Here is a 25,075-nt window from a genome sequence, read left to right on the forward strand (position 1 = left end):
TAGGCTCGAGAAATCATTGTACAAAGGAACTGACATTGTTCAATGATATTTGAAGCCTTTCAGTAAATATGTCTAATCATGAAAATAGCCGCGGCTAGAAAAACTCTAGCTAAACATTGCAAGCACCTTCAATGGTTTAAAATATCATTTATCAAGTACTCTGCATCGGCGCCCACCCCTCCGATAAGAGCGGAGCCTCTCCGATATTGCCAAGGCAATCCTAAGAAGTACAATCCTTTCACAGGAGTAACCCCTCGTTGGTGAACGGGCTTTCCTCTATGATCTAAAACATTAGGAATTTGTATCCAGCTGTAATCAAAATAAAATCCGGTTGCCCAAATGACATTTTGAACTTGAATTTGACTGTTATCTGCAAAAGAGATAACATCTCCTGAAACACTCTCTGTTTTAGGCTTCATTTTTATTTTGCCTTCTTGTAGTAAATGTTTCAGCTCTTTACCGAAAATAGGATCGCTTTGTTTACTGATCAACCTGCCTAACGGGCTGTTGATATGGACGTCTAATAAACCTATTTTTTGAAACCACCAGAAAATACTTTTCCCCATAATTTCAAGGGGGAGAAATCTCATTTTATGACCTACTGATAAATAAACTTCTCTGTCTTCGGACAATTCAACTGCAATTTGCGCTCCAGAATTTCCTGCACCGACTACTAAAACAGAGCCATCTTGCAATTGAGATGGATTCAAATAGCCGGATGTATGCACTTGATACACTTGATCGTATAAGCTTTCGGCAAATGGTGGAAGATAAGGCTTTTGAAAAGGCCCTGTTGCTATAACCACTTTATTTGCCATATATCTCCTATGGTTGGTTGTCACTTTAAAAATCTCATTTTCTTTTTGAAGAGAAATGACTTCTGTATTCAGATGAATAGGCAATTCGAATTTTTGAGCATAATCCTCTAAATAATCGGCTATTTCATCCTTAGTTGGATATCCGTTCGGGTCACCCTTTAAGACCATTCCTGGCAAGGAGCTAAACGATCGAGGGGTAAAAACGTAACGATTTCTCCAAACATCTCCGATTCGATTTTCCTTGCCGACAATGGCAAATAATATATCGTGTTGCTTTAGATAATACCCCATCGCTAATCCTGCTTGGCCAGCACCGATTACAAGAACATCAACATTTTGTCGCATTTCAATCAACTCCGAAAAAAGCTAGACTTTCATTTTTCCATGATGGATTTGAGAGGTTTCAATTTGAATGGTTGTATGCAAAATCTTAAATTTTTCTTCAATCATGTGAATGGCAGCTTGTAACACTTTTTGACTGTCATGATGATCTTCAATTAAAATATGGCAGCTTAGTGAATCTAAACCTGATGTAATCGTCCAAATATGCAGGTCGTGAACATCCTTCACACCTTCAATACTTTTTAAGGCTTTCTTCACTTCATTTTGATCAATGGTAACGGGCGTTCCTTCCATCAAAATGTGTATGCTATGCTTCAAAACTCCCCAAGCGCCTTTTAATATTAATAAAGCAACTAAAATGGAAATAATAGGGTCTGCTATATACCAGCCAAAGAGCCACATGATGAATCCGGCAGCAATGGCTCCGACAGAGCCTAAAGCATCGCCGATAACGTGAAGATAAGCGCTGCGAACATTGACATTATGTTTCACATCACCTTTTCTCATTAACACCCAGGCACTTAAAAGATTAGCAATAAGGCCAATAGACGCAATCAACATCATCGAGCCGCTTGCTACAGTCGGCGGATTGAAAAAACGCTGAACAGCTTCCCAAATGATAAATCCAGCGATAACAAATAAGGTAACTCCATTAAACAAAGCGGCTAAAATTTCAAAACGATAAAAGCCATACGTTTTATTTGGGGAGGCTGGTTTGGCCGCAAACCATATAGCAATTAGGCTAAGAGCAAGCGAACTGGCGTCACTAAGCATATGTCCAGAGTCAGAAAGAAGGGCCAGACTGTTTGTAATTAACCCCCCGAAAAACTCTAACAGCAAAATTCCAACAGTAATGAGCAATGCAATTATAAGTCCTTTTTTATTGTTTTCCCTGTTAAAGTCGTGATGGTCGTGAGAGTGGTGATGGCTGTTCATGGCCAAATGCCTCCTTACTGATGTTCAGAATGATCAATGGCTTGTTTTAATAATGAAAAAACGTGTTCGTCATTACAGGAGTAAATCAGTGTTTTTCCTTCACGGCGATACTTAATAAGTCTAAGATTTCGCAATATACTAAGCTGATGGGAAACTGCTGATTGAGACATTTCCAACACTTCGGCAATATGATTTACGCTGCACTCTTCTTGTGATAACAAATAAAGAATTTTAATTCGAGTAGGGTCGGCTAACACCTTAAATATTTGCGATATATGTTCAATTGTTTCAGGTTTTAAGAAAGAATGATCTTCCGTCTTCATTCATAATTCCCTCGTTCTTTTATTATATATGAGCATATGTTCATATTTTATTGTATTTTGCATTCTGTATTTTGTCAAGTTTAGGAAATCTGTTTAACAGTACATAATGAGGAGGGAACCTTTCAGATTGGAAATACGGTCAACTAGTTCTGAGGCATTTTCAGTGGGCTTAAGAAATCTAAGAGCTCGTTAAAAGTGACAATAGCAATGAGATAAATGAAGCAGTTTTTAAAAGATGATTGCTTCAAAGTAGATTGCAGCTGGAGAGAATTTCTAAATTGATCGTATAAGGACATTTCAGGGTACTTGCGAGCAATCATTGAGAAGTCGATTCAGTTATCTTTTTGAGAAGCTGCCAAGCATGGAAATTGAGCATTTCAATATGTTTATTTTAATTATTGACTAGCAGAAGATAACCTCTCGTTCTTGAACAGCCTTGCCTAAACGTTAACTTGGTTAATTCACGCTGTCGGCTAGCCTTCATACAGGAACAGGTGAAGCCGGGCATGAATAGCAGCTTCTGCCAGATCAAAAAATGTCGGAAAAGGGCATACTTTGTCCGGTTTAGCCGTAAAGGAATCCCTCTTATGGTAGACAGGTCTACATAAGAGGGATCATATCAAGTGAAACCTGAAGGATCTTTGTGTCAGCAGATCTAATTTTACAAGAACAAGCCGCCAATGGCGCCCGTTAAGACGATGATCCATGGAGCTATCTTCCAATAAGCGAGCATACTGAATAAAATTGCAGCAAAAGCAAAATCAATCGGACGATTAATGGAGCTTATCCAGATCGGATCATAAAAAGCGGCAATTAAAATTCCGACGACAGCAGCTTGTATGCCCATTAACGCACCATTAATCTTTGAATTGCTTCGAAGCTTTCCCCAAAACGGTAATGTACCAAAAATGAGCAGAATTGCCGGAAGAAAGATGGCGCAAGTTGCAACGAATCCCCCAGCCCATCCATTCATGACCGCTCCAATATAAGAAGCAAATGTAAACAAAGGACCAGGAACTGTCTGTGCTGCTCCGTAACCAGCCAAAAATTCTTTTTCTGTTAACATTCCTGTTGGAACAAATTCCTGTTCAAGCAGCGGGAGCACCACATGTCCGCCCCCAAATACGAGAGATCCAGAGCGGTAAAAGCTGTCGAACAAGCCGATCCAGTAAGAAGAAGTCCACACTTTTAATAAAGGAAGGAAAAGGAGAAGCCCGAAAAATAACAATAAACAGCTTGCGGCAAATCGTGTTGAAATCGGCACCTGCAACGAAGTCTGGGTATCTTCTTCTACTTTTTTATATAATAAAAATCCAATAAAAGCCGCTAGCAACATGACGACAACTTGGGAAAAAGCATGTTGCCATAATAAAGTAACGACTAGCGCGCCTAATGCGATGGCTTTTCTCCCTCGGTCAGGGGTAAGTTTTTGTGCCATTCCAATAACAGCATGGGCGACTACAACAGCAGCAACAATCTTTAAGCCGTGAATCCAGCCGGCATCAACAATATGTAACTCTTTAAGAATAAGAGCAAAGATCATCAGTGCGATTGCAGATGGAAACGTAAAGCCGATAAAGGCGCAAAGTCCGCCTAATATTCCTCCCCGCATGAGACCGATGCCGATCCCGGCTTGGCTGCTGGCAGGTCCGGGTAAAAAATGGCATAAAGCAACCAAATCTGCATAGCTCTTTTCATCCAACCATTTTCTTCTCCGAATATATTCTTCATGAAAATATCCTAAATGGGCGATTGGTCCCCCAAATGAGGTCAATCCAAGCTTTGTGGAAATGGCAAATATCTCGAACAGCGTTTTCCATTTTGATTCCTTCATGTTATCCTCCACCTTCATTATGGATTTCTTTAAAAAGCTCGTACGCTTTCGTCCGGGCTTCTTTCAGAACGGCTTTCCCTTTCTGTGTAGTTGTATAATATTTTCGTATTTTTCCTTCTACATTTTGTTCTGTTTTTTCTAACAGTCCGTCCTTTTCCATTGCGTGGAGAATCGGATAAAGAGTCCCTGCACTTATGTTGTAGCCATGACTTTTCAGTTCCTCAAGCATCCACAAGCCGAATATAGGATGTTCGCTTGCATGATGTAAAATATGAATATGTATAAAACCGAGAAAAAGCTTGCGCAACACTTTATCTTCCATTTTTACCCCCCATTTTGAGAATCGATATCGAATTTCGATAACATTAATATTGTAAGGTTATTCATATGTACATGTCAAAATTATATTTACGAAAATATTTGACAATTGAATTGCCTTTTCATAAAATGGACATATAAAATATGAACACTTATTCATATAAACACATATACTGTATACTGCAATGTGTACTCTATTTCATTGGAGGATTAGAGAATGATTCAGTATCGGGTAAAGGGATTGTCTTGTGCAAATTGCGCAAAGAATCTGGAAGAAGAAATCCAAAAGCTTGAATATGGGGAAAATGCAAAATTAAATTTTCAATCTAGCAAACTGTATGTCAATGAAGAAATTAATATTGCTAAAGTCAAAAAAATTTTAGCATCGGATGGGGCCTATATTGAGGAAGAAAATAAACATAAAGATACACATTCTTATTTATTGTGGCTCGTTTTGCTCTCGGTTTTAGCTTTTATAGCTGCTGTTGTGTTCGAAAAAACATTATCACCATCCGCCTCTGTTACAATGTATATAATTGCTACGGTGATCAGCGGATATAAAACATTTTTGAAAGGGGCCAAAAACCTCGTTCGATTGAAATTTAACATTGACACCCTTATGACAATTGCTTTGATTGGGGCTTTTGGCATTGGAGAGTGGAAGGAAGGTGCTGTTGTTGCCATTTTATTTGGAGTGAACGAATATTTAGAGGGCTTGGGAATGGAAAAGGCCCGTCGTTCTATCGAATCGCTTTTAGAAGTTGCGCCGAATGAAGCTACGATTGTTATAAATGGCCAGGAAAAGAAAGTTTCCATTCATGACATCAAGGCAGGGGATATTGTTCTTGTCAAAGCCGGTGAAAAAATTCCATCGGATGGGATAGTGGTGGAAGGGAAAAGCTCAGTTAATGAAGCGGCCATTACTGGAGAATCTCTCCCTGTTGAAAAGGAAGCAAAAGATGAAGTGTTTGGCGGAAGCATTAATAATGAAGGAATTTTGAAAGTTCGGATAACAAAGCCTTATGAAGAATCGTCTCTAGCGAAAATTTTGCATTTAGTTGAAGAAGCGCAGGAAACAAAAACGCCGACTGAGCAATTCATTAATAAGTTTGCGAAATATTATACTCCTTTGATCATGCTTATCTCTCTTGTCGTTATTTTTATTCCGCCGCTTTTCTTAGGAGTTGATTGGAGAACATCTTTATATCAAGGATTGGCAGTGTTAATTGTAGGCTGTCCATGTGCATTAGTTTTATCCTCTCCCATTGCTATCGTTTCAGGAATCACGAGAAATGCACGCAAAGGCATTCTTGTAAAAGGCGGGGTTTATTTAGAGCAATTAGGGAAAATTGGAATAATAGCTTTTGATAAAACAGGAACACTGACAAAAGGGGAGCCTTATGTAGAGAAGTTTGTAGAATATGATCCTTCTTTTTGGAGCATCATCGGATCAATTGAAAAATCCTCTACTCATCCGATCGCTAAAGCCATTATGAAAAAAATAGATGAGTTAAACGTTTCCCTTTTGGAGGCTCGCTCCGTTGTTGCAACATCAGGTGAGGGAATAAAAGCGGAGATAGACGGGAAGGAATACCGTGTCGGCAATGAAAAAACGATTCAACATCTTTCGCTCAGCGAAAATGTAAAGGAAGATATAAAGGCCTTTAAACAGGAAGGACTAACAATCGTTTTGGTTTCAGATGACAAAAACGTTCTCGGTATGGTCGGTATAGCGGATGAAATTCGACAGGAAAGCAGCCAGGTGATCCGCATGCTTCACCGAACAGGTGTGAAGAGGACTGTCATGTTGACAGGAGACCACGAAAAAACTGCTGAAAAAGTGGCGAAAAAGGTTGGTTTAAGCGAATATTTTGCAAACCTTCTGCCGGAAGAAAAGGTGGAAAAGGTAAAAGAGCTGTCTCTCTCAGGAAAAACGGCAATGATCGGAGATGGTATCAATGATGCGCCTGCGCTCGCAGCTGCTGATTTAGGCATTGCAATGGGAAAAGGAACAGACAGCGCAATTGAAACGGCTGATATCGTTTTAATGCAAGATCATTTAGGGAAGCTGCCTGAAGCTATTTCAACCGCCAAAAAAGTGAACAGAATCATCAAGTTAAACATCGGGATTGCTCTAGGTTTAAAAGCCGCTGCACTGCTGCTGACGATTCCAGGCTGGCTTACGCTTTGGATAGCCATTCTGTCTGATATGGGGGCGACTGTTTTAGTGACCCTCATTAGTTTAACGATTTTATGGGAACGAAATAAAAAACTTCTAAATGAGGCTTTCAGCTAATGGCTGATCGCCTTTTTTTCTTGCATTTTTTTAATATTTCTCTTCCATAAACATATGACATTTATTATAATCTTATTAATTTGACAACCTGCCGCTAATGAAAAATTGGACATAACATTTTGGACAAAATCATGGGAGGAATTGTGCATGCTTTTAGGTGCAATTGAAGCGGGCGGAACAAAATTTGTCTGTGGAATTGGAGATGAAAACGGAAATATCATCGAGCGGACTTCTTTTCCGACGACAACGCCTGATGAAGTGCTTGAACAAGTGGTCAAATTTTTTCGGGATAAAGATATTAAAGCGCTTGGAATTGGCTCATTCGGTCCGATTGATTTAGATCGCACAAGCGAAACATTCGGATACATAACATCTACTCCGAAGCTACAGTGGGCGAATATAAATCTTGTCGGAGCGATAAAAAAAGAATTCCCTATTCCAATTGGCTTTGATACCGACGTCAATGCAGCAGCGCTGGGGGAAATGAAATGGGGGGCTGCGAAAGGTCTGAATAGCTGCATTTATATGACGATCGGTACCGGGATCGGAGTCGGTGCCATCTCTGAAGGACATCTAGTACACGGGCTAATCCATCCGGAAATGGGGCATATGCTTGTTCGGCGCCATCCTGAAGATTCGTTTGCCGGCAATTGTCCGTATCACAAAGATTGTTTGGAAGGAATGGCATCCGGTCCTGCTATAGAAAAACGCTGGGGAAAAAAGGGGCAAGAATTAGAAAAAAATGAGAAAGTATGGGATTTGGAAGCGTACTATATTGCACAAGGAATTGCCAACCTTATACTCGTTTTATCGCCTAAAAAAATAATAATTGGCGGCGGAGTCGCCAAACAAAAGCAATTGTTCCCCCTTATACATCAAAATGTTCAAGCTTTATTAAACGGTTATGTTCGCCATGAAGTGGTGCTAGAAAACATTGCAGATTATATTGTTCCGCCCGGATTAGGGGATAATGCGGGACTTTGCGGGGCGATTGGTTTAGCATATGAAGCTTTTTTGGAGCATCATCAAAAATAAAGCATTCATAGTGAAAGAACATTGATTGCCATTATTGTTCAAAAAGCATCGGTATGTGGTTTTGCTTGAAAGCTTTTGAACGGCTTCCATATAATAAAGGTATAACCGTTTAACCGTTGATGAAAAGAGGTTTTTTTATGATCAAGTTCGTGTTTGCCGCTTTCGCCCCTTTTTTGCTTGTCTTGTTTTTCACAAGAGTTACATATAGTCATGTCGTTGGGACATTGTTGACGGCTGGTTTATTAATTGCCTCTTATTTTGCAGGTCATATGGATACTATTTATATCGCCATTTTGGATGTAGCCAGCTTAGCGGCTGGTTTTATCGCTGCCAGAAGCATGAAAAAAGATAAGAAAACATCTACTTAAACCTGTTCAACACGATTGACAGGTTTTTATTGTCTATGAAAATCAAACGTCAGTTCGTATTTTTGGTGATTCAGCCTGATTATATGTTAAAATAAAATATAAGTTTCTGAATTGGAGGATGTTCCATGGATCGGTTTGAATTAGTTTCAGATTACCAGCCTCAAGGAGATCAGCCGAAAGCAATCAAAGAGCTGGTGGAAGGAATCAGGCAAGGAAAAAAACATCAGACGTTGTTAGGTGCAACAGGAACTGGCAAAACGTTTACGATATCCAATGTGATTAAAGAAGTAAACAAACCGACGCTTGTCATTGCCCATAATAAGACGCTTGCCGGACAGCTGTATAGCGAGTTTAAAGAATTTTTTCCAAACAATGCAGTTGAATATTTTGTCAGCTATTATGACTATTATCAGCCGGAAGCGTATGTTCCGCAAACAGATACGTATATTGAAAAAGATGCGAGCATCAACGACGAAATTGATAAATTAAGACATTCGGCCACCTCTGCATTGTTTGAACGGAAAGATGTTATTATTATCGCAAGCGTTTCTTGCATATATGGTTTAGGTTCGCCAGAAGAATATCGTGAGCTTGTCGTAAGTCTTCGCACAGGAATGGAAATCGAGCGCAATGACTTGCTGCGCCGTTTAGTGGATGTGCAGTATGAAAGAAATGATGTAGATTTTCGCAGGGGAACTTTTCGCGTGCGCGGGGATGTAGTGGAAATTTTCCCTGCTTCGCGCGATGAACATTGTATCCGCGTGGAATTTTTCGGAGATGAAATCGACCGCATCCGTGAAGTTGATGCGCTGACAGGCGAAATTATTGGAGAGCGGGAGCATGTAGCGATTTTCCCGGCATCACACTTTGTGACAAGAGAAGAAAAAATGAAAATTGCCATTGCTAATATTGAAAAGGAGCTTGAGGAACGGCTGCATGAACTGCGGGAGAATGGAAAGCTATTGGAAGCACAGCGGCTCGAGCAACGGACAAGATACGATTTAGAAATGATGCGGGAGATGGGCTTTTGCTCCGGAATTGAAAACTACTCCCGTCATCTTACATTAAGACCGCCCGGATCGACTCCTTATACGCTTTTAGATTATTTTGGAGATGATTTTTTGATCGTCATTGACGAGTCTCATGTGACGATTCCGCAAATCCGCGGAATGTATAACGGCGACCAAGCCAGAAAACAAGTGCTTGTCGATCATGGATTCCGTTTGCCTTCAGCACTCGACAACCGTCCGTTAAAATTTGAGGAATTTGAAAAGCATATGAAACATGTCATTTATGTTTCTGCCACCCCTGGGCCGTATGAACTGGAGCATACGCCAGTTGTTGTCGAACAGATTATCCGCCCGACTGGACTTTTGGACCCAACCATTGACGTCCGTCCGGTTGAGGGGCAAATAGACGATTTAATCGGCGAAATTCAAAAGCGGGTCAAACGGAATGAGCGGGTGCTTGTGACCACACTAACGAAAAAAATGGCGGAAGATTTAACGGATTATTTGCGGGAAATCGGGATTAAGGTGACATATCTCCATTCTGAAATTAAAACGCTCGAGCGCATTGAAATTATCCGTGACCTGCGGCTTGGCAAACACGAAGTGCTGGTCGGGATCAATTTGCTCAGGGAAGGGCTTGATATTCCGGAAGTATCTCTCGTTGCAATTTTGGATGCAGATAAAGAAGGATTTCTCCGTTCGGAACGTTCTCTTATTCAAACAATCGGACGGGCGGCTCGGAACGCAAACGGGCATGTCATTATGTACGCTGATACAATCACAAAATCGATGGAAATCGCCATAAACGAAACAAAACGGCGTCGTGCGATTCAAGAGGAATATAACCGTCTACACGGCATTACGCCAAAAACGATTCAAAAAGATATTCGCGATGTAATCCGGGCGACATATGCAGCGGAAGATGAAGCAGAATATAAAACGGAAAAGGCTGTGAAGCTGAACAAAATGTCTAAAAAAGATCGAGAACAACTGATAGCCCGTATGGAAAAAGAAATGAAAGAAGCTGCAAAAGCATTAGATTTCGAAAGAGCTGCTGAATTGCGCGATCTAATTTTGGAGCTGAAAGCGGAAGGATGATTGGATATGGCAACAGATAAAATTGTTGTAAAAGGTGCACGCGCTCATAATTTAAAAAACATTGATGTCACGATTCCAAGAGACAAGCTTGTCGTTGTAACAGGTTTATCGGGATCTGGAAAATCTTCTTTAGCTTTTGATACGATTTATGCAGAGGGACAGCGGCGTTATGTGGAGTCTTTATCTGCCTATGCCCGCCAATTTTTAGGACAAATGGATAAACCTGATGTCGATGCGATCGAAGGCTTATCGCCGGCCATTTCGATTGATCAAAAAACAACAAGCCGAAATCCGCGTTCAACGGTCGGAACGGTGACAGAAATTTATGACTACCTACGGCTTCTTTTTGCCCGTGTCGGGCGGCCGACATGTCCAGTGCATGGGATAGAAATTTCTTCGCAAACAATCGAACAGATGGTTGACCGGATTATGGAATATCCGGAGCGGACAAGACTTCAGGTTCTTGCGCCTGTTGTGTCTGGAAAAAAAGGAATGCATGTGAAAACATTGGAGGAAATAAAAAAGCAAGGATTTGTCCGCGTACGGATTGACGGGGAAATGATGGAGCTTACCGACGATATTTCTCTTGAAAAAAATAAAAAACATTCAATTGATGTTGTGGTGGATAGGCTGATCGTGAAAGAGGGGATTATAAGCCGGTTGACCGATTCCATTGAAACAGCTTTAAAACTAGGTGATGGAAAAGTCATTATTGACATCATCGATGGCGAAGAGCTTCTTTTCAGCGAACATCATGCCTGTCCAATTTGCGGTTTTTCGATTGGAGAGCTTGAACCGCGGATGTTTTCCTTTAACAGCCCGTACGGAGCTTGTCCTGCTTGTGACGGCTTAGGTTCAAAACTAGAGGTGGATTTGGATCTCGTTATTCCAAATAAAAACTTGACATTAAAGGAACACGCAATTGCACCGTGGGAGCCGACAAGCTCTCAATATTATCCGCAGCTTCTTCAAGCGGTTTGCAACCATTACGGTATTGATATGGACATTCCGGTTAAAGATATACCGAAACATCTGCTCGATAAAATTTTATTTGGAAGCGGCGGGGAAAAAATTTATTTTCGCTATGAGAACGATTTCGGGCAAATCCGGGAAGGCTATGTAGAATTTGAAGGTGTGGTCCGCAATATAGAACGGCGCTATAAAGAAACGACATCTGATTTCATACGCGAACAAATGGAAAAATATATGACGAATCAGCCGTGCCCGACATGCAAAGGGCATCGACTGAAAAAGGAAAGTCTGGCTGTTCTTATTAACGGACGCCATATCGGACAAGTCACTCAATTATCTATTCGTGAAGCCTATCAGTTTTTTGACCAATTGGCATTGACAGAAAAAGAAATGAAAATTGCCAATTTGATTTTAAGAGAAATAAAAGAACGGCTGAATTTTTTAATTGAGGTAGGTCTTGATTATTTAACATTAAGCAGATCAGCCGGTACGCTCTCTGGAGGAGAAGCGCAAAGAATCCGTCTTGCAACACAAATCGGATCAAGACTGACAGGAGTTCTGTATATATTGGATGAACCGTCTATCGGTCTGCATCAGCGGGATAATGACAGGCTGATCCGCGCGCTCCAAAATATGCGGGATATCGGCAACACGTTGATTGTAGTCGAACATGATGAGGATACGATGCTTGCAGCTGATTATTTGATCGATATTGGGCCGGGAGCTGGCGTGCACGGCGGTCAAGTTGTAGCTGCCGGTACACCAAAAGAAGTGATGAATGATGATCGTTCGCTTACCGGTCAATATTTATCAGGGAAAAAGTTCATTCCATTGCCGGTCGAAAGGAGAAAACCAGACGGCCGATATATTGAAATAAAAGGCGCTAGCGAGAACAATTTAAAAAATGTAAATGTCAAATTTCCTTTAGGAGTATTTTTGGCTGTTACAGGTGTATCTGGTTCAGGGAAAAGCACGCTAGTCAATGAAATATTGCAAAAAGGCTTGGCGCAAAAGCTGAATAATAGTAAAACAAAACCCGGTGCCTATAAAGGAATGAAAGGGATTGAACATCTCGATAAGGTCATCAGCATTGACCAATCCCCGATTGGAAGAACGCCGCGTTCAAATCCAGCTACGTATACCGGCGTATTTGACGATATTCGCGATGTGTTTGCAGCAACGAATGAAGCGAAAGTAAGAGGCTATAAAAAAGGACGCTTCAGTTTTAATGTGAAGGGCGGCCGCTGTGAAGCATGCCGAGGCGATGGAATCATCAAAATTGAAATGCATTTTCTTCCTGATGTATATGTTCCTTGTGAAGTATGCCACGGAAAAAGATATAATCGGGAAACTCTTGAAGTCACGTATAAAGGGAAAAATATTGCGGATATTTTAGAAATGACTGTGGAAGACGCGCTTCAGTTCTTTGAAAATATTCCAAAAATCAAACGGAAGCTGCAAACCATTTACGATGTGGGACTTGGCTATATGAAACTCGGCCAGCCGGCAACGACAATGTCCGGAGGGGAAGCACAACGGATAAAGCTTGCTTCAGAGCTGCATCGCAGATCTACTGGAAGATCGCTGTATATTTTAGATGAACCGACAACAGGGCTGCATGTTGACGATATTGCTAGGCTCTTGAAGGTTTTGCATCGGCTTGTTGAAAACGGAGATACGGTTCTTGTGATCGAACATAACTTAGATGTGATTAAGTCCGCTGACTATATCATCGACCTTGGACCGGAAGGCGGGGACGGCGGAGGAACAATCATTGCAACGGGCACCCCTGAAGAAGTGGCAGAAGCGAAACAGTCTTATACAGGAAAATATTTAAAACCGATTTTGGATCGGGATCGGAAGAGAATGAAAAATTTAATTTTGAAAAAAGAGGCAGCGGCAAACAGTTAAATAGGCTGTTGCCAGTCTCTTTTAAATGACGAAGAATGTTCCTGAAATTCCTGAAACGGATGGTTTTATTCCGTCGGTTTTCAGGAGATGAGTTGTAGATTTTTACTAGCCCTTTCAGCGAAAAATCGAGGAAATACTGATTTTCTTTGATATATGAACATACTTTCCCCTTTTCGCATAAAACAGAGTTGAGCCCTTTTGTGTGACAAAGGGCTCTTTTTTCATAAACAGGTTTTCTGATGCTCAACTTTTCATTCATGTACAGATTCATACATTTTAAAGTTCCATGTTCGTCTCTATAAATCTCTAGTGTCTTGAGAATATATACTAGTTATTGTGCTTACGATGTTCCCAATTTCGAATGTAATTGAAATTTTTTGATGCATTGCTCATTCATAAAAAAGCTGACCCAAAAAACCATATTTGACGGTTTTGGATCAGCTTTTTTAAAATCAGCCTATGTGAAAAGAAAGCACGATAAAAAATTCAAATTATTTATTCTCTATTTCTTGAATGGCTGTTTGAACCAATTTAGAAATCGTCATATCATCCATTGGCGGATTGTGAAGCCCTGCTCTCACATCACGATAATATCGCTGCAGCGGATTTGACAGTTGAAGACTTTTTGCTCCAACTAAACTCATCGCTTTATCGACAATGTTGATGGCTGAGTTCGTCACAATATGCTTCGCAACACTAAGCTCGTTTGTAATGTATGGACGGCGTGCTTCATCATCGTAAATTTCCGCTACGCTATACAAGAAATGTCTTGCTTTCATTAATTCTAAGTCAATCTGACCGATTAAATTTTGTACATTTGGCAATTGGCTAATGGTTCCGCTTATACTATTTGGAGAATATTCTGTCGCAAATTTCACTGCATAATCACGCGCCGCCTGCAGCGTTGGCATGACGTATACACAAGCTTTAAGGAGAATTATTTTGCCTCAAGCTTTTGTCATTTCATTGCCTAATTTAGGAAATAACATTATTGAATTGTTAAAAGATACATCACTTGCCTTTTCGATCGGTATTATTGATATTATGGGGCAAGTTCGAATTATATTAGGAAATAATCATGGTATGGGAATGTTTGAGATTTATGTTGTGATCTCTCTTGTATATTGGAGTACTTGTATCCTCATTGAAGGTATTATTGGCTATGCTGAAAAAGTGTTCTAGAAAGGTCGAGTTAGTTTATCTAAGTAATTTTTGCTAAGAATCGTTATAACTCGTGGCAACTATTGATTTTAAATTTGCTTTAGAGCAAGTTCCTGAAGTGTTAAAAGGTGTGCCAGTGACACTAACGATTGCCATTGTTGCGATGGTGCTTGGTCTCGTATTCGGGTTGCTTATTGCTCTTTGCAGAATATATAAAGTTCCTGTACTAAATCAATTGTCCATCGTCTATATTTCTTTTATTCGGGGAACACCATTAGTTGTTTAATTGTATGTTTTTTTCTACGGTGCCCCAGTATTGTTTGATTTTCTTAATCATCATTTCGGATGGAATTTAAATGCGGATAACGTTCCGACACTGATTTATGCATTAATTGCTTATACAATCAATACAGCTGCTTATGAGGCTGAAATATTCCGCGCATCGATCAATGCAGTAAACGCTGGACAAATGGAAGCTGCGTACTCAGTCGGCATGACAACTGCACAAGGATTATATCGAATCGTCCTGCCTCAAGCATTTGTTGGTGCTTTTCCGAATTTAGGCAATACGTTTATTGGATTGATCAAGGGAACATCTTTAGCCTTTGCTGTAAAAGTAGTAGAAATTTTAGCCATTACAAGAATTATAGCAAATAATGGATATAAATTTTTAGAAATGTATTTAGCCGCATCGATCATTTACTGGATTATTTGTTGGGTGTGTGAAGTCATATTTGCAAAACTCGAAAAGAAAATGAGCCGTTATGAAAAACGAATGGACCTTAAAACAACAGCATAAAAAATTATGTGTATTTAGTTTAGAAAACGCCCCGGCATCGTTCAAGAAAGGGCGAAACCTTTTTTTTTGTAATCGCGTAAGTAGGGCTGTCCATAAGTCAGTTTTCTGCTTATGTAACAACCCCTTTCAGAAAAAAATTATATAAACGATCATGAAACATCCATTCCAATTCAAGAAAAAATCGTTTTACAAAATAACGAAAAAATGGTATAATTTTCTCCGTGAGTTTAATTTTATTGTACATTTACGTTAGGAGAGAGGAAAGGACAATTCCTCTTCTAACAATTTCTTCTTCTAATAAAACGATAAACTCTTCACTAGCCTCAATTTGAATGGCTTCATAATAGGCTTTCATTAACAGGTAATCAGATAAAAGATACAATGAGTTCATTTGAACTGCTGCCCCTCCTTTCTGTTAAAATAAACAAACGTTTACGTCAGGACAGAAAGACGAGTCGTCTAGGGCGAGCAAAATATGAAAATTCAGAAAATATAAAGCCTATCAACTCCTTTCCCATTTGTGTAAAGAATGTTACCAAAATAGTGAAAAAATGTCAATCTGTTTCATACTTTCACATAGAAAGTGTTATAATAATTTGTAAATAGAAAGTGAAAAGGACGAAATTCGATGTTTATTAGATGGTTGACAAGCATTTTATTAAATGCACTGATTTTGATAGTTGTAGCTGGGTTCTTTGATTCGTTTTATTTAAGCGGAGTTGGAGCGGCTATTGTAGCCAGTATGATTTTGTCAGTGTTAAATGTTTTTGTGAAGCCGTTTCTCATATTATTGACATTGCCGATTACGGTTTTTACTCTCGGAACATTTTTATTTGTTATCAATGCAGTTACGTTGATGATTGCCCAGGCAATAATGGGAGATGCCTTTAATATTGATGGCTTTGGAACTGCCCTCCTTGCCTCCATCTTCATTTCATTTTTGAATCTGCTCATTCAATTGGTGTTTATGAACCGTTTTAAAGACTAATGAAAAAGATTTTTTCATTCATATCTCCTATCGTTTCGGGAATGATACGAATAGGTGATATAAATGAAAAAAATCTTTCCTCTTATTATTTTTGTTTTCATGATTTTATCTCCCGCATTTCCTAGCTTTGAGCTTGCAGCTTCACCAAATGATTCAAACGTCTACACGATCGTATGGCTTTCAGACACTCAATACTATTCGGAAAAATACCCTCATATTTTTCGTAATCAAATGGACTGGATTGTGCAAAATCGCGATAATTGGAATATACAATATGTTGTTCATACCGGTGATATTGTCAACCGTGCGGAAAAGAAACAGCAGTGGGTTCAAGCAGACCGCATGTTCCGAAAACTGGAACAGGTGTCTATTCCTTATGGAGTGCTTGCGGGCAATCACGATTTAGTAAAAGGAAAATCATATAAAATGTTTCATCAATATTTTGGAAAAGATCGATTTTTCACGAAGCCTTATTATGGTGGGGGATATCGGAATAATCGAGGGCATTACGATTTAATTACGCTCGGACATCAACATTTTCTTTTTTTGTATATCGGCTGGCATGTTGACAAAGACAGCATCAGCTGGATGAACGAAGTCTTAAAACGTCATTCAGACCGAACAGCAATCATAGCTGTCCATAAATATTTGCATAAAAATGGAAAACGAACGCTTGTTGGAAATCGTATATTTCGCAATATCGTCAAAAAGAATCCGAATGTAAAAATCGTTTTGAGCGGCCATTATGATGACAGTGAGTTATTAAAAACAAAAATTGATGATGATCATGATGGGACTCCTGATCGGATTGTTTATGAATTATTGGCGGATTATCAGGGGGCTCCTGAAGGAGGAGAAGGCTTTTTACGCTTGCTCCATTATTTTCCGAGTCGCTCCAAATTTTATGTCCGTGCATATTCACCTTATTCCAACAAGCATTTTTTTTTCTCTCCTAAAAAAGAAGAGTTTTGGATTGAATAGCCTTTATCTTTCGCTCCGATGCCCTTGTCTCTGCTTTTAAGCAATGAATGTCCTTGAAAGATGTTTGTTGCCAAAAAGAAAAGTGCTACAATAAAAAGATGAAAAAAGTTTTTTAAGTCTAAGGAGGAAAGACTTCGTGTCGAAAGTACGTACAAAAGATATTATCGAAAAATTCCAACTTGAATTGATCAGCGGAGAAGAGGGAATCAGCCGGCCCATTATTACAAGTGATCTTTCCAGACCTGGTCTTGAAATGGCTGGTTATTTTACATATTATCCAAAAGAGCGTATACAGCTGCTGGGAAGAACGGAGCTTACGTTTTTTGCAAAATTGACGCCTGAAGAAAAGAAAAGCCGGATGGAACAGCTATGTACAGATGTAACACCGGCAATCATTGTGTCAAGAGAGATGGAGGCTCCGCCGGAATTAATTGAGGCATCTGAAAAATCAAATGTTCCAGTGCTGCGCTCACCATTGAAAACGACCCGCTTGTCAAGCCGCTTAACCAATTTTTTGGAAAGCAAGCTTGCTCCAACGACAGCTGTACATGGAGTGCTTGTTGATATTTACGGGGTGGGTGTTTTAATTACAGGAAAAAGCGGGGTAGGCAAAAGTGAAACTGCTCTTGAACTGGTGAAAAGAGGGCATCGCTTAATTGCAGATGATTGTGTTGAAATTCGTCAGGAGGATCGGGATACATTAGTCGGCAGTGCGCCGGAATTGATCCGCCATCTTTTAGAGATCCGCGGTCTTGGAATCATTGATGTGATGACATTGTTTGGTGCAGGAGCCGTCCGCAGTCATAAGCGAATTTCCCTTGTCATCGATTTGGAATTATGGGATCCGAACAAACAATACGACCGTTTAGGACTCGATGAAGAGAAAATGAAAATTTTGGATGCAGAACTGACAAAATTAACAATTCCTGTACGTCCTGGAAGAAACTTGGCTGTTATTATTGAAGTTGCGGCAATGAATTTCCGGTTAAAAAGAATGGGATTCAATGCGGCGGAACAATTTACAAATAAATTGGCGGATGTTATCGAAGATGGAGATCACGATGATTTTTAATTGATGAAATAGGAGAGATGAGAGAATGAAAGAGGCAATTCAGCCCATTGATCCAATCGCATTTCAGCTAGGGCCATTACAAGTTCATTGGTACGGGATCATTATAGGAATCGGCGCATTGCTCGGCCTATATTTGGCGATGCGTGAAGGGGAGAGAAGAGGTCTTCATAAAGATATATTTGTCGATCTTGCATTATTTGCTATTCCTATTGCGATTATATGTGCCAGAACTTATTATGTCATTTTTCAATGGGAATATTATTCTGAAAATCTTTCGGAAATCCCTAAAATTTGGCATGGTGGCCTTGCCATTCACGGCGGGTTAATCGGTGCTGTGGCAACCGGGATTGTGTATGCAAAAGTAAAAAAACTATCTTTCTGGCAACTGGCTGATATAGCTGCACCGAGTATTATTTTAGGGCAGGCGATCGGCAGATGGGGGAATTTTATTAACCAGGAAGCTCATGGAGGACCTGTTTCAAGAGAATTTTTGGAAAATCTCCACTTGCCTGAATTTATCATTAATCAAATGTATATAAATGGACAATATTATCACCCGACTTTTTTATATGAATCCATTTGGAATCTCGCTGGGTTCATCATTTTAATTTTGCTAAGAAGGTTTAATTTGCGGCGTGGAGAGCTGTTTTTATCATATGTTATTTGGTATTCGATCGGGCGATTTTTTATCGAAGTCATGAGAACTGATAGTTTGATGCTGACGGAAACGGTAAAAATGGCACAGGTCATTTCGATTTTACTTATTCTTAGTGCAATTGCTCTTATAATTTACCGGAGACTAAAAAAAGTAGAAAGATATTTAGATGAATATTGATAAATTGCTGGAATGAAGGTGAAAGTTTGAAACAAACATTGAAAAAAGGATTACAAACAGGATTGGAAACAACGTGGACTCTCGGTAAAGTCATTTTCCCTGTAACGTTGATTGTTTCATTTTTACAACATACTCCTTTGATTGATTGGATGGTTCATTTTATAACGCCGGTCATGAAGGTGATCGGGTTAAATGGAGATGCTGCTATCCCCCTTGTGATTGGGAATTTTCTTAACTTGTATGCGGCGATTGGAGCCATTTTGTCCATTGATTTTACGGTAAAAGAAGTTTTTATTTTGGCAGTCATGCTGTCATTTTCCCACAACTTATTAATCGAAACGACTGTAGCAAGCAAAGTCGGTGTGAAACTGTGGATCATCTTGTCCGTCCGGCTCGGACTGGCATTTTTTTCGGCTTTTATCATCAATCTTTTTTGGGACGGCGGTGGAGAAAAAGCTCAATACGGATTTATATCTCAACAAGATGCCGTGCCTTCAGACTGGGGAATGATTTTACTTGAAGGGCTTGAAAAAGCGGCAATGGGAGTCATTCAGCTTGCGGCCATCGTCATCCCGCTAATGATTGCCATTCAATTTATGAAAGATTTAGGCTGGGTCGACGCTTTCTCAAAAAAGATGGAGCCGGTAACTGAAATGCTGGGAATGAAGAGGAACACTTCAACAACGCTTGCGGCAGGATTAATTTTCGGGCTTGCCTACGGGGCTGGCGTGATGCTGCAAGCAGTAAAAGAAGATGGAGTGGAGCATCGCGATTTAACGTTGGCGTTTATATTCCTCGTTGCCTGCCATGCTGTGATAGAAGACACATTGATTTTTGTTCCGATCGTCGGTTCAGTTTGGCCGCTTTTACTCATCCGGCTGTTCGCAGCCATTCTTTTAACGATGATTATCGGTTTTGTCTGGAAAAAACAAGCACATATCGGGAAAAGGGGAACGGTTTATGAACATTGACACCGTATTGTTTGACTTGGACGGCACGTTAATAAACACAAATGAATTAATTATTGAATCGTTTTTACATACGCTGAACTATTATTATCCGGGCAAATATCAACGGGAAGATATACTTCCTTTCATCGGGCCTCCGCTTATTGACACATTTCAACGTATTAACCCTGAAAAAGCGGAGGAAATGGTCCGAAGATATCGGGAGTTTAATCATGCCCAGCATGATCTGCTTGTGAAGGAATATGATCATGTGCACGAAACGGTTCGAGCTTTAAAAGAAAAGGGATTGAAACTGGGCATTGTGACAACGAAAATTCGCGACACTGTTATGATGGGGCTGAAATTAACGGAAATGGATTCATTTTTTGACGCAATTATCACACTGGATGATGTACAGCATGCGAAGCCTCATCCTGAGCCGGTCTTGTCCGCTCTTAAATTGCTCGGTTCCGAGCCGTCTAATGCATTAATGGTGGGAGATAACCTTCATGATATAGAGGCGGGAAAAAATGCAGGAACATTAACGGCAGGAGTTGCTTGGAGCATAAAAGGGAGAGAGTATATAGAATCGTTAAAGCCAGATTTTGTGCTGGACAAAATGAGTGATTTATTGAACATTGTGATGGAGTGAAGATTGTGAGAAGAACGGATAAATTTCCTGTTGAAGGAGCAAACTCCCTTTGGCAGGTGTACAAGACGGTTTCTTTTTGGAAAGTTGTCAAAAATGTCATCGTGATTCTTATCGCGCGCTACACTCCATTTATGCCTATCAAAAACTGGCTTTACCGCACATTTCTTGGCATGAAAATCGGACAGCAAACATCGTTTGCATTTATGGTTATGGTGGATATTTTGTTCCCGGAAAAAATTAAAGTTGGGCGCAATTCTATTATCGGATACAACACGACGATTTTAGCACATGAATATTTAATCGATGAATATCGCATCGGCGAAGTGGAAATTGGAGATGAAGTCATGATCGGAGCAAACACGACTATTTTGCCTGGTGTGAAAATTGGAAATCGAGCTATCGTTTCTGCCGGCACTGTAGTTCATAAAGATGTTCCGGAAGGCTCTTTTGCAGGAGGAAATCCAATGCAAATCATCTATACAAAAGAAGAAATGGAAAAAAGAAAGCGGTAAGCGTCATCAATTTTTGTCGCTTACCGCTTTTAGATTAAGCAGGATTGAGCGAAAGTGAAATAAAGGCGCTTTGTGAAAGAAGTTTACATCAAAAACTTATTGATTATAAATCTTTATTTTGGTAGTATGGTAACATATTAGCGGATTAAAGTGAATGCGCCATGGAGGTGTCAGTGAGTGTTTATGTTTGAAAAGCCCTTGGGAATGCGGGATACATTGCCGGGCTTATATGTCATAAAAGAAAGCGTTCGTAAAAAAATGATGAATGTGATTGAAAGCTGGGGTTATCAATTTTTGGAGACTCCAACGTTGGAATTTTATGAAACGGTAGGAGTTCAGTCGGCGATACAAGAGCAGCAATTATTTAAACTTCTTGACAGGCAGGGGCATACGCTCGTTTTAAGACCAGATATGACAGCTCCCATTGCACGAATTGCGGCCTCCAAGCTGATGAAAGAAAGCTTGCCGTTAAGGCTCGCTTATTCTGCAAATGTGTTTCGTGCACAGCAGCATGAAGGCGGCAGACCGGCAGAATTTGAACAAATTGGCATTGAGCTGATTGGCGATGGAACGATTAGCGCTGATGCGGAAGCGATCGCTCTAATGATATATGCCTTAAAAAATACTGGCCTTAAAGATTTTAAAATTTCCATTGGGCATATCGGATTTATCAATGCTTTGTTTGGTGAAATTTTAGGGAAGGAAGAACGGGCGGAGAAGCTGCGCCGCTATTTATATGAAAAGAACTTTGTCGGATACCGCGAGCATGTGAAAAGATTATCTCTCTCTACCATTGACAAAGAACGCCTTTTAAGAGTCATTGATTTAAAAGGAGGAATTGAGAAGGCAGATGAAGCTTCAAGCCTTGTTGCTTGTGACAGCGGGAAGAAAGCGCTGGAAGATTTAAAACAGCTCCTTATCCAATTAAGAGCTTATGAAGTGGATCAATATATCAAATTGGAACTGAATATCGTCAGCCACATGAGTTATTACACAAGCGTGATTTTTGAATTATATGCGAACGGTGTTGGACTTCCGATCGGAAACGGCGGGCGCTATGACCATCTTTTAGAAAAATTTGAACGTCCTGCCCCGGCGACAGGCTTTGGCATACGGTTAGATAATTTGCTGGAAGCTCTGGGGAATTTAAATTTGAACAAAGATCGCTATTGCATCATATTCAGCAGAGAGAATCGGCAAGAAGCTTTTCGATATGCCAATAAGCTACGAAAAGAAGGAAAACAGGTTGTCATGCAAGATATTTCCGGTATCGATCAAATCGACAGGTTTACAGGTCAATTTACAGATATTTATTATTTCCTCGGAAAATCAGGAAAGGTGAGAGAGTGATGAGCATGTTAACGATTGCGATGCCGAAAGGGCGAATTTTTTCAGAAGCTGTCGAACTATTAAGAAAATCAGGCTACAAGCTTCCAGACGAATTTGATGAATCAAGAAAACTAATTTTGACCGTGCCGGAAGAAAATATTCGCTTTATTTTAGCGAAGCCGATGGATGTCGGAACATATGTAGAGCATGGTGTTGCAGATGTTGGGATCGCCGGAAAGGATGTCATGATGGAAGAAGAGCGGGATGTTTTTGAAGTGCTTGATTTGAAAATTAGCAAATGTCATCTGGCTGTCGCCGGACTGCCTGATACGAAAATGAATGACATCGCTCCAAAGGTGGCGACAAAATATCCAAATGTGGCTTCTAAATATTTTCGAGAGCAAGGGGAGCAGGTCGAAATCATTCATTTGAATGGATCGATCGAGCTGGCGCCATTGATTGGACTGGCTGACAGAATTGTCGATATTGTTTCGACGGGAAGAACGTTAAAAGAAAACGGATTAGTAGAATTTGAACATATTGCTGATATCACTTCAAGACTCATTGTCAATCCCGTCAGCTATCGGATGAAGGACAAGCCGATCGACATGCTTGTGGAGCGGCTTGCCAAAACAGTGGAAGAAGGAAAGGAGGATTCGGATTGAAAATTATTCACATCACTAAGGATCAAAAGCTTTCCTTGAAAAGATCGATTGACGCTGGAACAGAGGAGCAGCGTAAAATTGTGAAGGAAATTATTGAACGAGTCAAAAAGGAAGGCGATCAGGCGCTATACGAATATACGAAACGTTTTGATGGGGTAGATCTTCAATCTTTGCGCGTATCAAAAGAAGAAATTAGTCGAGCGTACGAAGCGGTAGATAAAGAATTCATTGACATTGTTCAAGAAGCAGCAGAAAATATCTTTCATTTTCATGAAAAACAAAAGAAAGAATCATGGTTTTATTTCGATGAAAAAGGAACAATGCTCGGTCAGAAATTAACGCCACTAGATGCTGTCGGCGTTTATGTTCCCGGGGGCACAGCTGCCTATCCTTCTTCTGTTTTAATGAATATCATGCCGGCTAAAGTGGCTGGTGTAGGCAGAATCGTGCTCGTTTCTCCTCCAGATCAAAATGGGAGCCTGCCGGCGGAAGTGCTGGTGGCAGCCAATGAAGCTGGGGTATCGGAAATATATAAAGCTGGCGGCGCCCAAGCAATTGCCGCTCTAGCTTACGGTACAGAAACAATCGAACCGGTCGACAAAATTGTCGGTCCTGGCAATATATTCGTCGCTCTTGCAAAGCGGGAGGTGTTTGGAACAGTTGATATCGATATGATCGCCGGGCCAAGTGAAATTGTCGTCTTAGCTGATGATACGGCTGTTCCGCATGAAGTTGCGGCCGATTTATTGTCGCAAGCAGAGCATGACAGGCTGGCAACCAGCATTCTTGTTACACCTTCTATAAAATTAGCAAAGGAAGTTCAAAAGGAAGTTGCGGCACAATTGGCCGATTTGCCGCGAGAAGATATCGCCGCTGCTTCGATCGAACAGTTCGGTGCTATTTATGTAACGGATTCAATCGAGGAAGCGGTTGGGATAGTCAACCAACTGGCACCTGAGCATTTGGAGGTATTAACGGAAAACCCGACGGGTGTTCTGCCAAAAATTAAACATGCAGGAGCCATCTTTTTAGGGAGATATAGCAGTGAACCTGTAGGCGATTATTTCGCAGGTCCCAATCACGTTTTGCCGACAAACGGAACAGCGCGTTTTTCCAGCCCGCTTAACGTGGATGACTTTATGAAAAAGTCAAGCATCATTTCATACAGTGAAGAAGCATTCCGTGCACATGCTTCAAAAATTGCAAAGTTTGCAAGATATGAAGGATTAGAGGCGCATGCAAGAGCAATTGAAGCTCGACTAGAAAAAAGAGGAAGTGATCGAAATGAATAGAACCGCCACAATATCTCGAAAAACGAACGAAACGAATATTCAGCTGTCATTTTCAATAGATGGTGAAGGCCGTGCAGATCTAAAAACTGGAGTTCCTTTTTTAACTCATATGCTTGATCTGTTCACAAGGCATGGCCATTTTGATTTAAAGATTGAGGCAGAAGGCGACATTGACATTGATGATCACCATACGACAGAGGATATTGGCATTTGTTTGGGACAGGCGATTCAACAAGCACTAGGCGATAAAAAAGGAATTAAACGGTACGGTCATGCCTTTGTCCCAATGGATGACTCTTTAGCGCAGGTTGTTATTGATTTAAGCAACCGACCGCATTTTGAAATGCGTGGAGAATTGCCGAAGGGGAAAGTAGGAACATTTGATACGGAGCTTGTTCATGAATTTTTATGGAAGCTGGCGCTTGAAGCCCGGATGAACCTGCATGTAATCATTCACTATGGAATGAATACCCATCATATGATTGAAGCTGTATTTAAAGCGTTGGGGAGAGCTCTTGATGAAGCGACTATGATCGACCCCAGAGTCAAAGGGGTTCCATCAACGAAGGGGATGTTGTAAA

The 25,075-nt window shown here is 40.4% G+C and carries 25 protein-coding genes and 1 pseudogene; 19 read left to right on the plus strand and 7 right to left on the minus strand.

Features of this window, described 5'->3' with window-relative positions; translation table 11 throughout:
• Positions 1-128 precede the first annotated feature (128 nt).
• The 5 genes from NSQ71_RS03895 to NSQ71_RS03915 form a co-directional block, all read right to left on the minus strand.
• Positions 129-1,163, minus strand: a complete 1,035-nt coding sequence (locus tag NSQ71_RS03895; RefSeq protein ID WP_340732974.1) for a flavin-containing monooxygenase — start codon at positions 1,161-1,163, stop codon at positions 129-131.
• A gap of 21 nt (positions 1,164-1,184) precedes the next feature.
• Positions 1,185-2,096, minus strand: coding sequence for a cation diffusion facilitator family transporter (locus tag NSQ71_RS03900; protein ID WP_340732976.1), 912 nt, complete (start codon positions 2,094-2,096; stop codon positions 1,185-1,187).
• 14 nt (positions 2,097-2,110) lie between these two features.
• A complete protein-coding gene (locus NSQ71_RS03905; protein ID WP_063389190.1) occupies positions 2,111-2,419 on the minus strand; it encodes an ArsR/SmtB family transcription factor in 309 nt (102 codons plus the stop codon).
• A gap of 661 nt (positions 2,420-3,080) precedes the next feature.
• Entirely contained in the window at positions 3,081-4,253 is a 1,173-nt protein-coding gene (locus NSQ71_RS03910) for a chromate transporter (RefSeq protein WP_340732978.1), read from the minus strand.
• Between the two features lies 1 nt (position 4,254).
• Positions 4,255-4,575: a PadR family transcriptional regulator gene (locus tag NSQ71_RS03915; RefSeq protein WP_063389188.1), complete on the minus strand. Its 321-nt coding sequence runs from the start codon at positions 4,573-4,575 to the stop codon at positions 4,255-4,257.
• Positions 4,576-4,788: 213 nt separating this feature from the next.
• Here NSQ71_RS03915 and NSQ71_RS03920 point away from each other — a divergent pair, with 213 nt between their 5' ends.
• The 5 genes from NSQ71_RS03920 (at position 4,789) to uvrA (ending at position 13,261) form a co-directional block, all read left to right on the plus strand.
• Positions 4,789-6,867 carry a heavy metal translocating P-type ATPase gene (locus NSQ71_RS03920; RefSeq protein WP_340732980.1) on the plus strand — a complete coding sequence of 693 codons (2,079 nt, stop codon included), beginning with the start codon at positions 4,789-4,791 and terminating at the stop codon, positions 6,865-6,867.
• Positions 6,868-7,014: 147 nt separating this feature from the next.
• Positions 7,015-7,902 carry an ROK family protein gene (locus NSQ71_RS03925; RefSeq protein ID WP_340732982.1) on the plus strand — a complete coding sequence of 296 codons (888 nt, stop codon included), beginning with the start codon at positions 7,015-7,017 and terminating at the stop codon, positions 7,900-7,902.
• Between the two features lie 137 nt (positions 7,903-8,039).
• Positions 8,040-8,270, plus strand: coding sequence for a CsbA family protein (locus tag NSQ71_RS03930; protein ID WP_340732983.1), 231 nt, complete (start codon positions 8,040-8,042; stop codon positions 8,268-8,270).
• A 125-nt stretch (positions 8,271-8,395) separates the two neighbouring features.
• Entirely contained in the window at positions 8,396-10,378 is a 1,983-nt protein-coding gene (gene uvrB / locus NSQ71_RS03935; protein WP_327862695.1) for an excinuclease ABC subunit UvrB, read from the plus strand.
• A 6-nt stretch (positions 10,379-10,384) separates the two neighbouring features.
• Entirely contained in the window at positions 10,385-13,261 is a 2,877-nt protein-coding gene (gene uvrA / locus NSQ71_RS03940; protein WP_340732987.1) for an excinuclease ABC subunit UvrA, read from the plus strand.
• A 491-nt stretch (positions 13,262-13,752) separates the two neighbouring features.
• Here the strand turns inward: uvrA and NSQ71_RS03945 are convergent.
• A pseudogene (locus tag NSQ71_RS03945) lies at positions 13,753-14,160 on the minus strand (acyl-CoA dehydrogenase family protein); the annotation flags it as partial.
• Between the two features lie 43 nt (positions 14,161-14,203).
• Here NSQ71_RS03945 and NSQ71_RS03950 point away from each other — a divergent pair.
• Genes NSQ71_RS03950 through NSQ71_RS03960 form a run of 3 tightly spaced genes read left to right on the plus strand, consistent with a single transcriptional unit; the run spans position 14,204 to position 15,221 of the window.
• Positions 14,204-14,443 carry a hypothetical protein gene (locus NSQ71_RS03950; protein WP_340732989.1) on the plus strand — a complete coding sequence of 80 codons (240 nt, stop codon included), beginning with the start codon at positions 14,204-14,206 and terminating at the stop codon, positions 14,441-14,443.
• A 52-nt stretch (positions 14,444-14,495) separates the two neighbouring features.
• Positions 14,496-14,708, plus strand: coding sequence for an ABC transporter permease subunit (locus tag NSQ71_RS03955; RefSeq protein ID WP_340732991.1), 213 nt, complete (start codon positions 14,496-14,498; stop codon positions 14,706-14,708).
• Positions 14,709-14,738: 30 nt separating this feature from the next.
• On the plus strand, positions 14,739-15,221 hold the full coding sequence (locus NSQ71_RS03960; protein ID WP_340732992.1) for an amino acid ABC transporter permease: 483 nt from the start codon (positions 14,739-14,741) through the stop codon (positions 15,219-15,221).
• A 244-nt stretch (positions 15,222-15,465) separates the two neighbouring features.
• Here the strand turns inward: NSQ71_RS03960 and sda are convergent, their stop codons facing one another.
• A complete protein-coding gene (gene sda / locus NSQ71_RS03965) occupies positions 15,466-15,612 on the minus strand; it encodes a sporulation histidine kinase inhibitor Sda (protein ID WP_340732994.1) in 147 nt (48 codons plus the stop codon).
• 237 nt (positions 15,613-15,849) lie between these two features.
• Between sda and NSQ71_RS03970 the strand changes: the two genes are divergently transcribed.
• The 11 genes from NSQ71_RS03970 (at position 15,850) to hisB (ending at position 25,074) form a co-directional block, all read left to right on the plus strand.
• A complete protein-coding gene (locus NSQ71_RS03970; RefSeq protein ID WP_063389178.1) occupies positions 15,850-16,209 on the plus strand; it encodes a phage holin family protein in 360 nt (119 codons plus the stop codon).
• 63 nt (positions 16,210-16,272) lie between these two features.
• Positions 16,273-17,190, plus strand: a complete 918-nt coding sequence (locus NSQ71_RS03975; protein ID WP_311066900.1) for a metallophosphoesterase — start codon at positions 16,273-16,275, stop codon at positions 17,188-17,190.
• Positions 17,191-17,326: 136 nt separating this feature from the next.
• Positions 17,327-18,262: an HPr(Ser) kinase/phosphatase gene (hprK, locus tag NSQ71_RS03980; protein ID WP_066249051.1), complete on the plus strand. Its 936-nt coding sequence runs from the start codon at positions 17,327-17,329 to the stop codon at positions 18,260-18,262.
• 25 nt (positions 18,263-18,287) lie between these two features.
• Positions 18,288-19,097, plus strand: coding sequence for a prolipoprotein diacylglyceryl transferase (gene lgt, locus NSQ71_RS03985; RefSeq protein WP_066249053.1), 810 nt, complete (start codon positions 18,288-18,290; stop codon positions 19,095-19,097).
• Positions 19,098-19,123: 26 nt separating this feature from the next.
• Entirely contained in the window at positions 19,124-20,068 is a 945-nt protein-coding gene (locus NSQ71_RS03990) for a nucleoside recognition domain-containing protein (protein ID WP_094246438.1), read from the plus strand.
• Positions 20,058-20,696: a pyrophosphatase PpaX gene (ppaX, locus tag NSQ71_RS03995; RefSeq protein WP_063389174.1), complete on the plus strand. Its 639-nt coding sequence runs from the start codon at positions 20,058-20,060 to the stop codon at positions 20,694-20,696. The genes NSQ71_RS03990 and ppaX overlap by 11 nt, the downstream gene beginning before the upstream one ends.
• 5 nt (positions 20,697-20,701) lie before the next feature.
• The gene (locus tag NSQ71_RS04000) at positions 20,702-21,208 is read left to right on the plus strand and encodes an acyltransferase (RefSeq protein ID WP_063389173.1); all 507 of its coding nucleotides are present in this window, start codon (positions 20,702-20,704) and stop codon (positions 21,206-21,208) included.
• Positions 21,209-21,385: 177 nt separating this feature from the next.
• Positions 21,386-22,558: an ATP phosphoribosyltransferase regulatory subunit gene (locus tag NSQ71_RS04005; protein WP_186439299.1), complete on the plus strand. Its 1,173-nt coding sequence runs from the start codon at positions 21,386-21,388 to the stop codon at positions 22,556-22,558.
• A 5-nt stretch (positions 22,559-22,563) separates the two neighbouring features.
• Positions 22,564-23,202, plus strand: a complete 639-nt coding sequence (gene hisG / locus NSQ71_RS04010) for an ATP phosphoribosyltransferase (RefSeq protein ID WP_063389289.1) — start codon at positions 22,564-22,566, stop codon at positions 23,200-23,202.
• Positions 23,199-24,494 (plus strand): histidinol dehydrogenase, encoded by a 1,296-nt coding sequence (gene hisD / locus NSQ71_RS04015; protein WP_327859219.1) that lies wholly within the window; start codon positions 23,199-23,201, stop codon positions 24,492-24,494. Before hisG ends, hisD begins: the two co-directional genes overlap by 4 nt.
• Positions 24,487-25,074 carry an imidazoleglycerol-phosphate dehydratase HisB gene (gene hisB / locus NSQ71_RS04020; RefSeq protein WP_063389171.1) on the plus strand — a complete coding sequence of 196 codons (588 nt, stop codon included), beginning with the start codon at positions 24,487-24,489 and terminating at the stop codon, positions 25,072-25,074. Before hisD ends, hisB begins: the two co-directional genes overlap by 8 nt.
• Position 25,075 lies beyond the last annotated feature (1 nt).

The sequence above is a fragment of the Aeribacillus sp. FSL M8-0235 genome (genome assembly GCF_038000355.1).
GTDB lineage: Bacteria > Bacillota > Bacilli > Bacillales > Aeribacillaceae > Aeribacillus > Aeribacillus composti.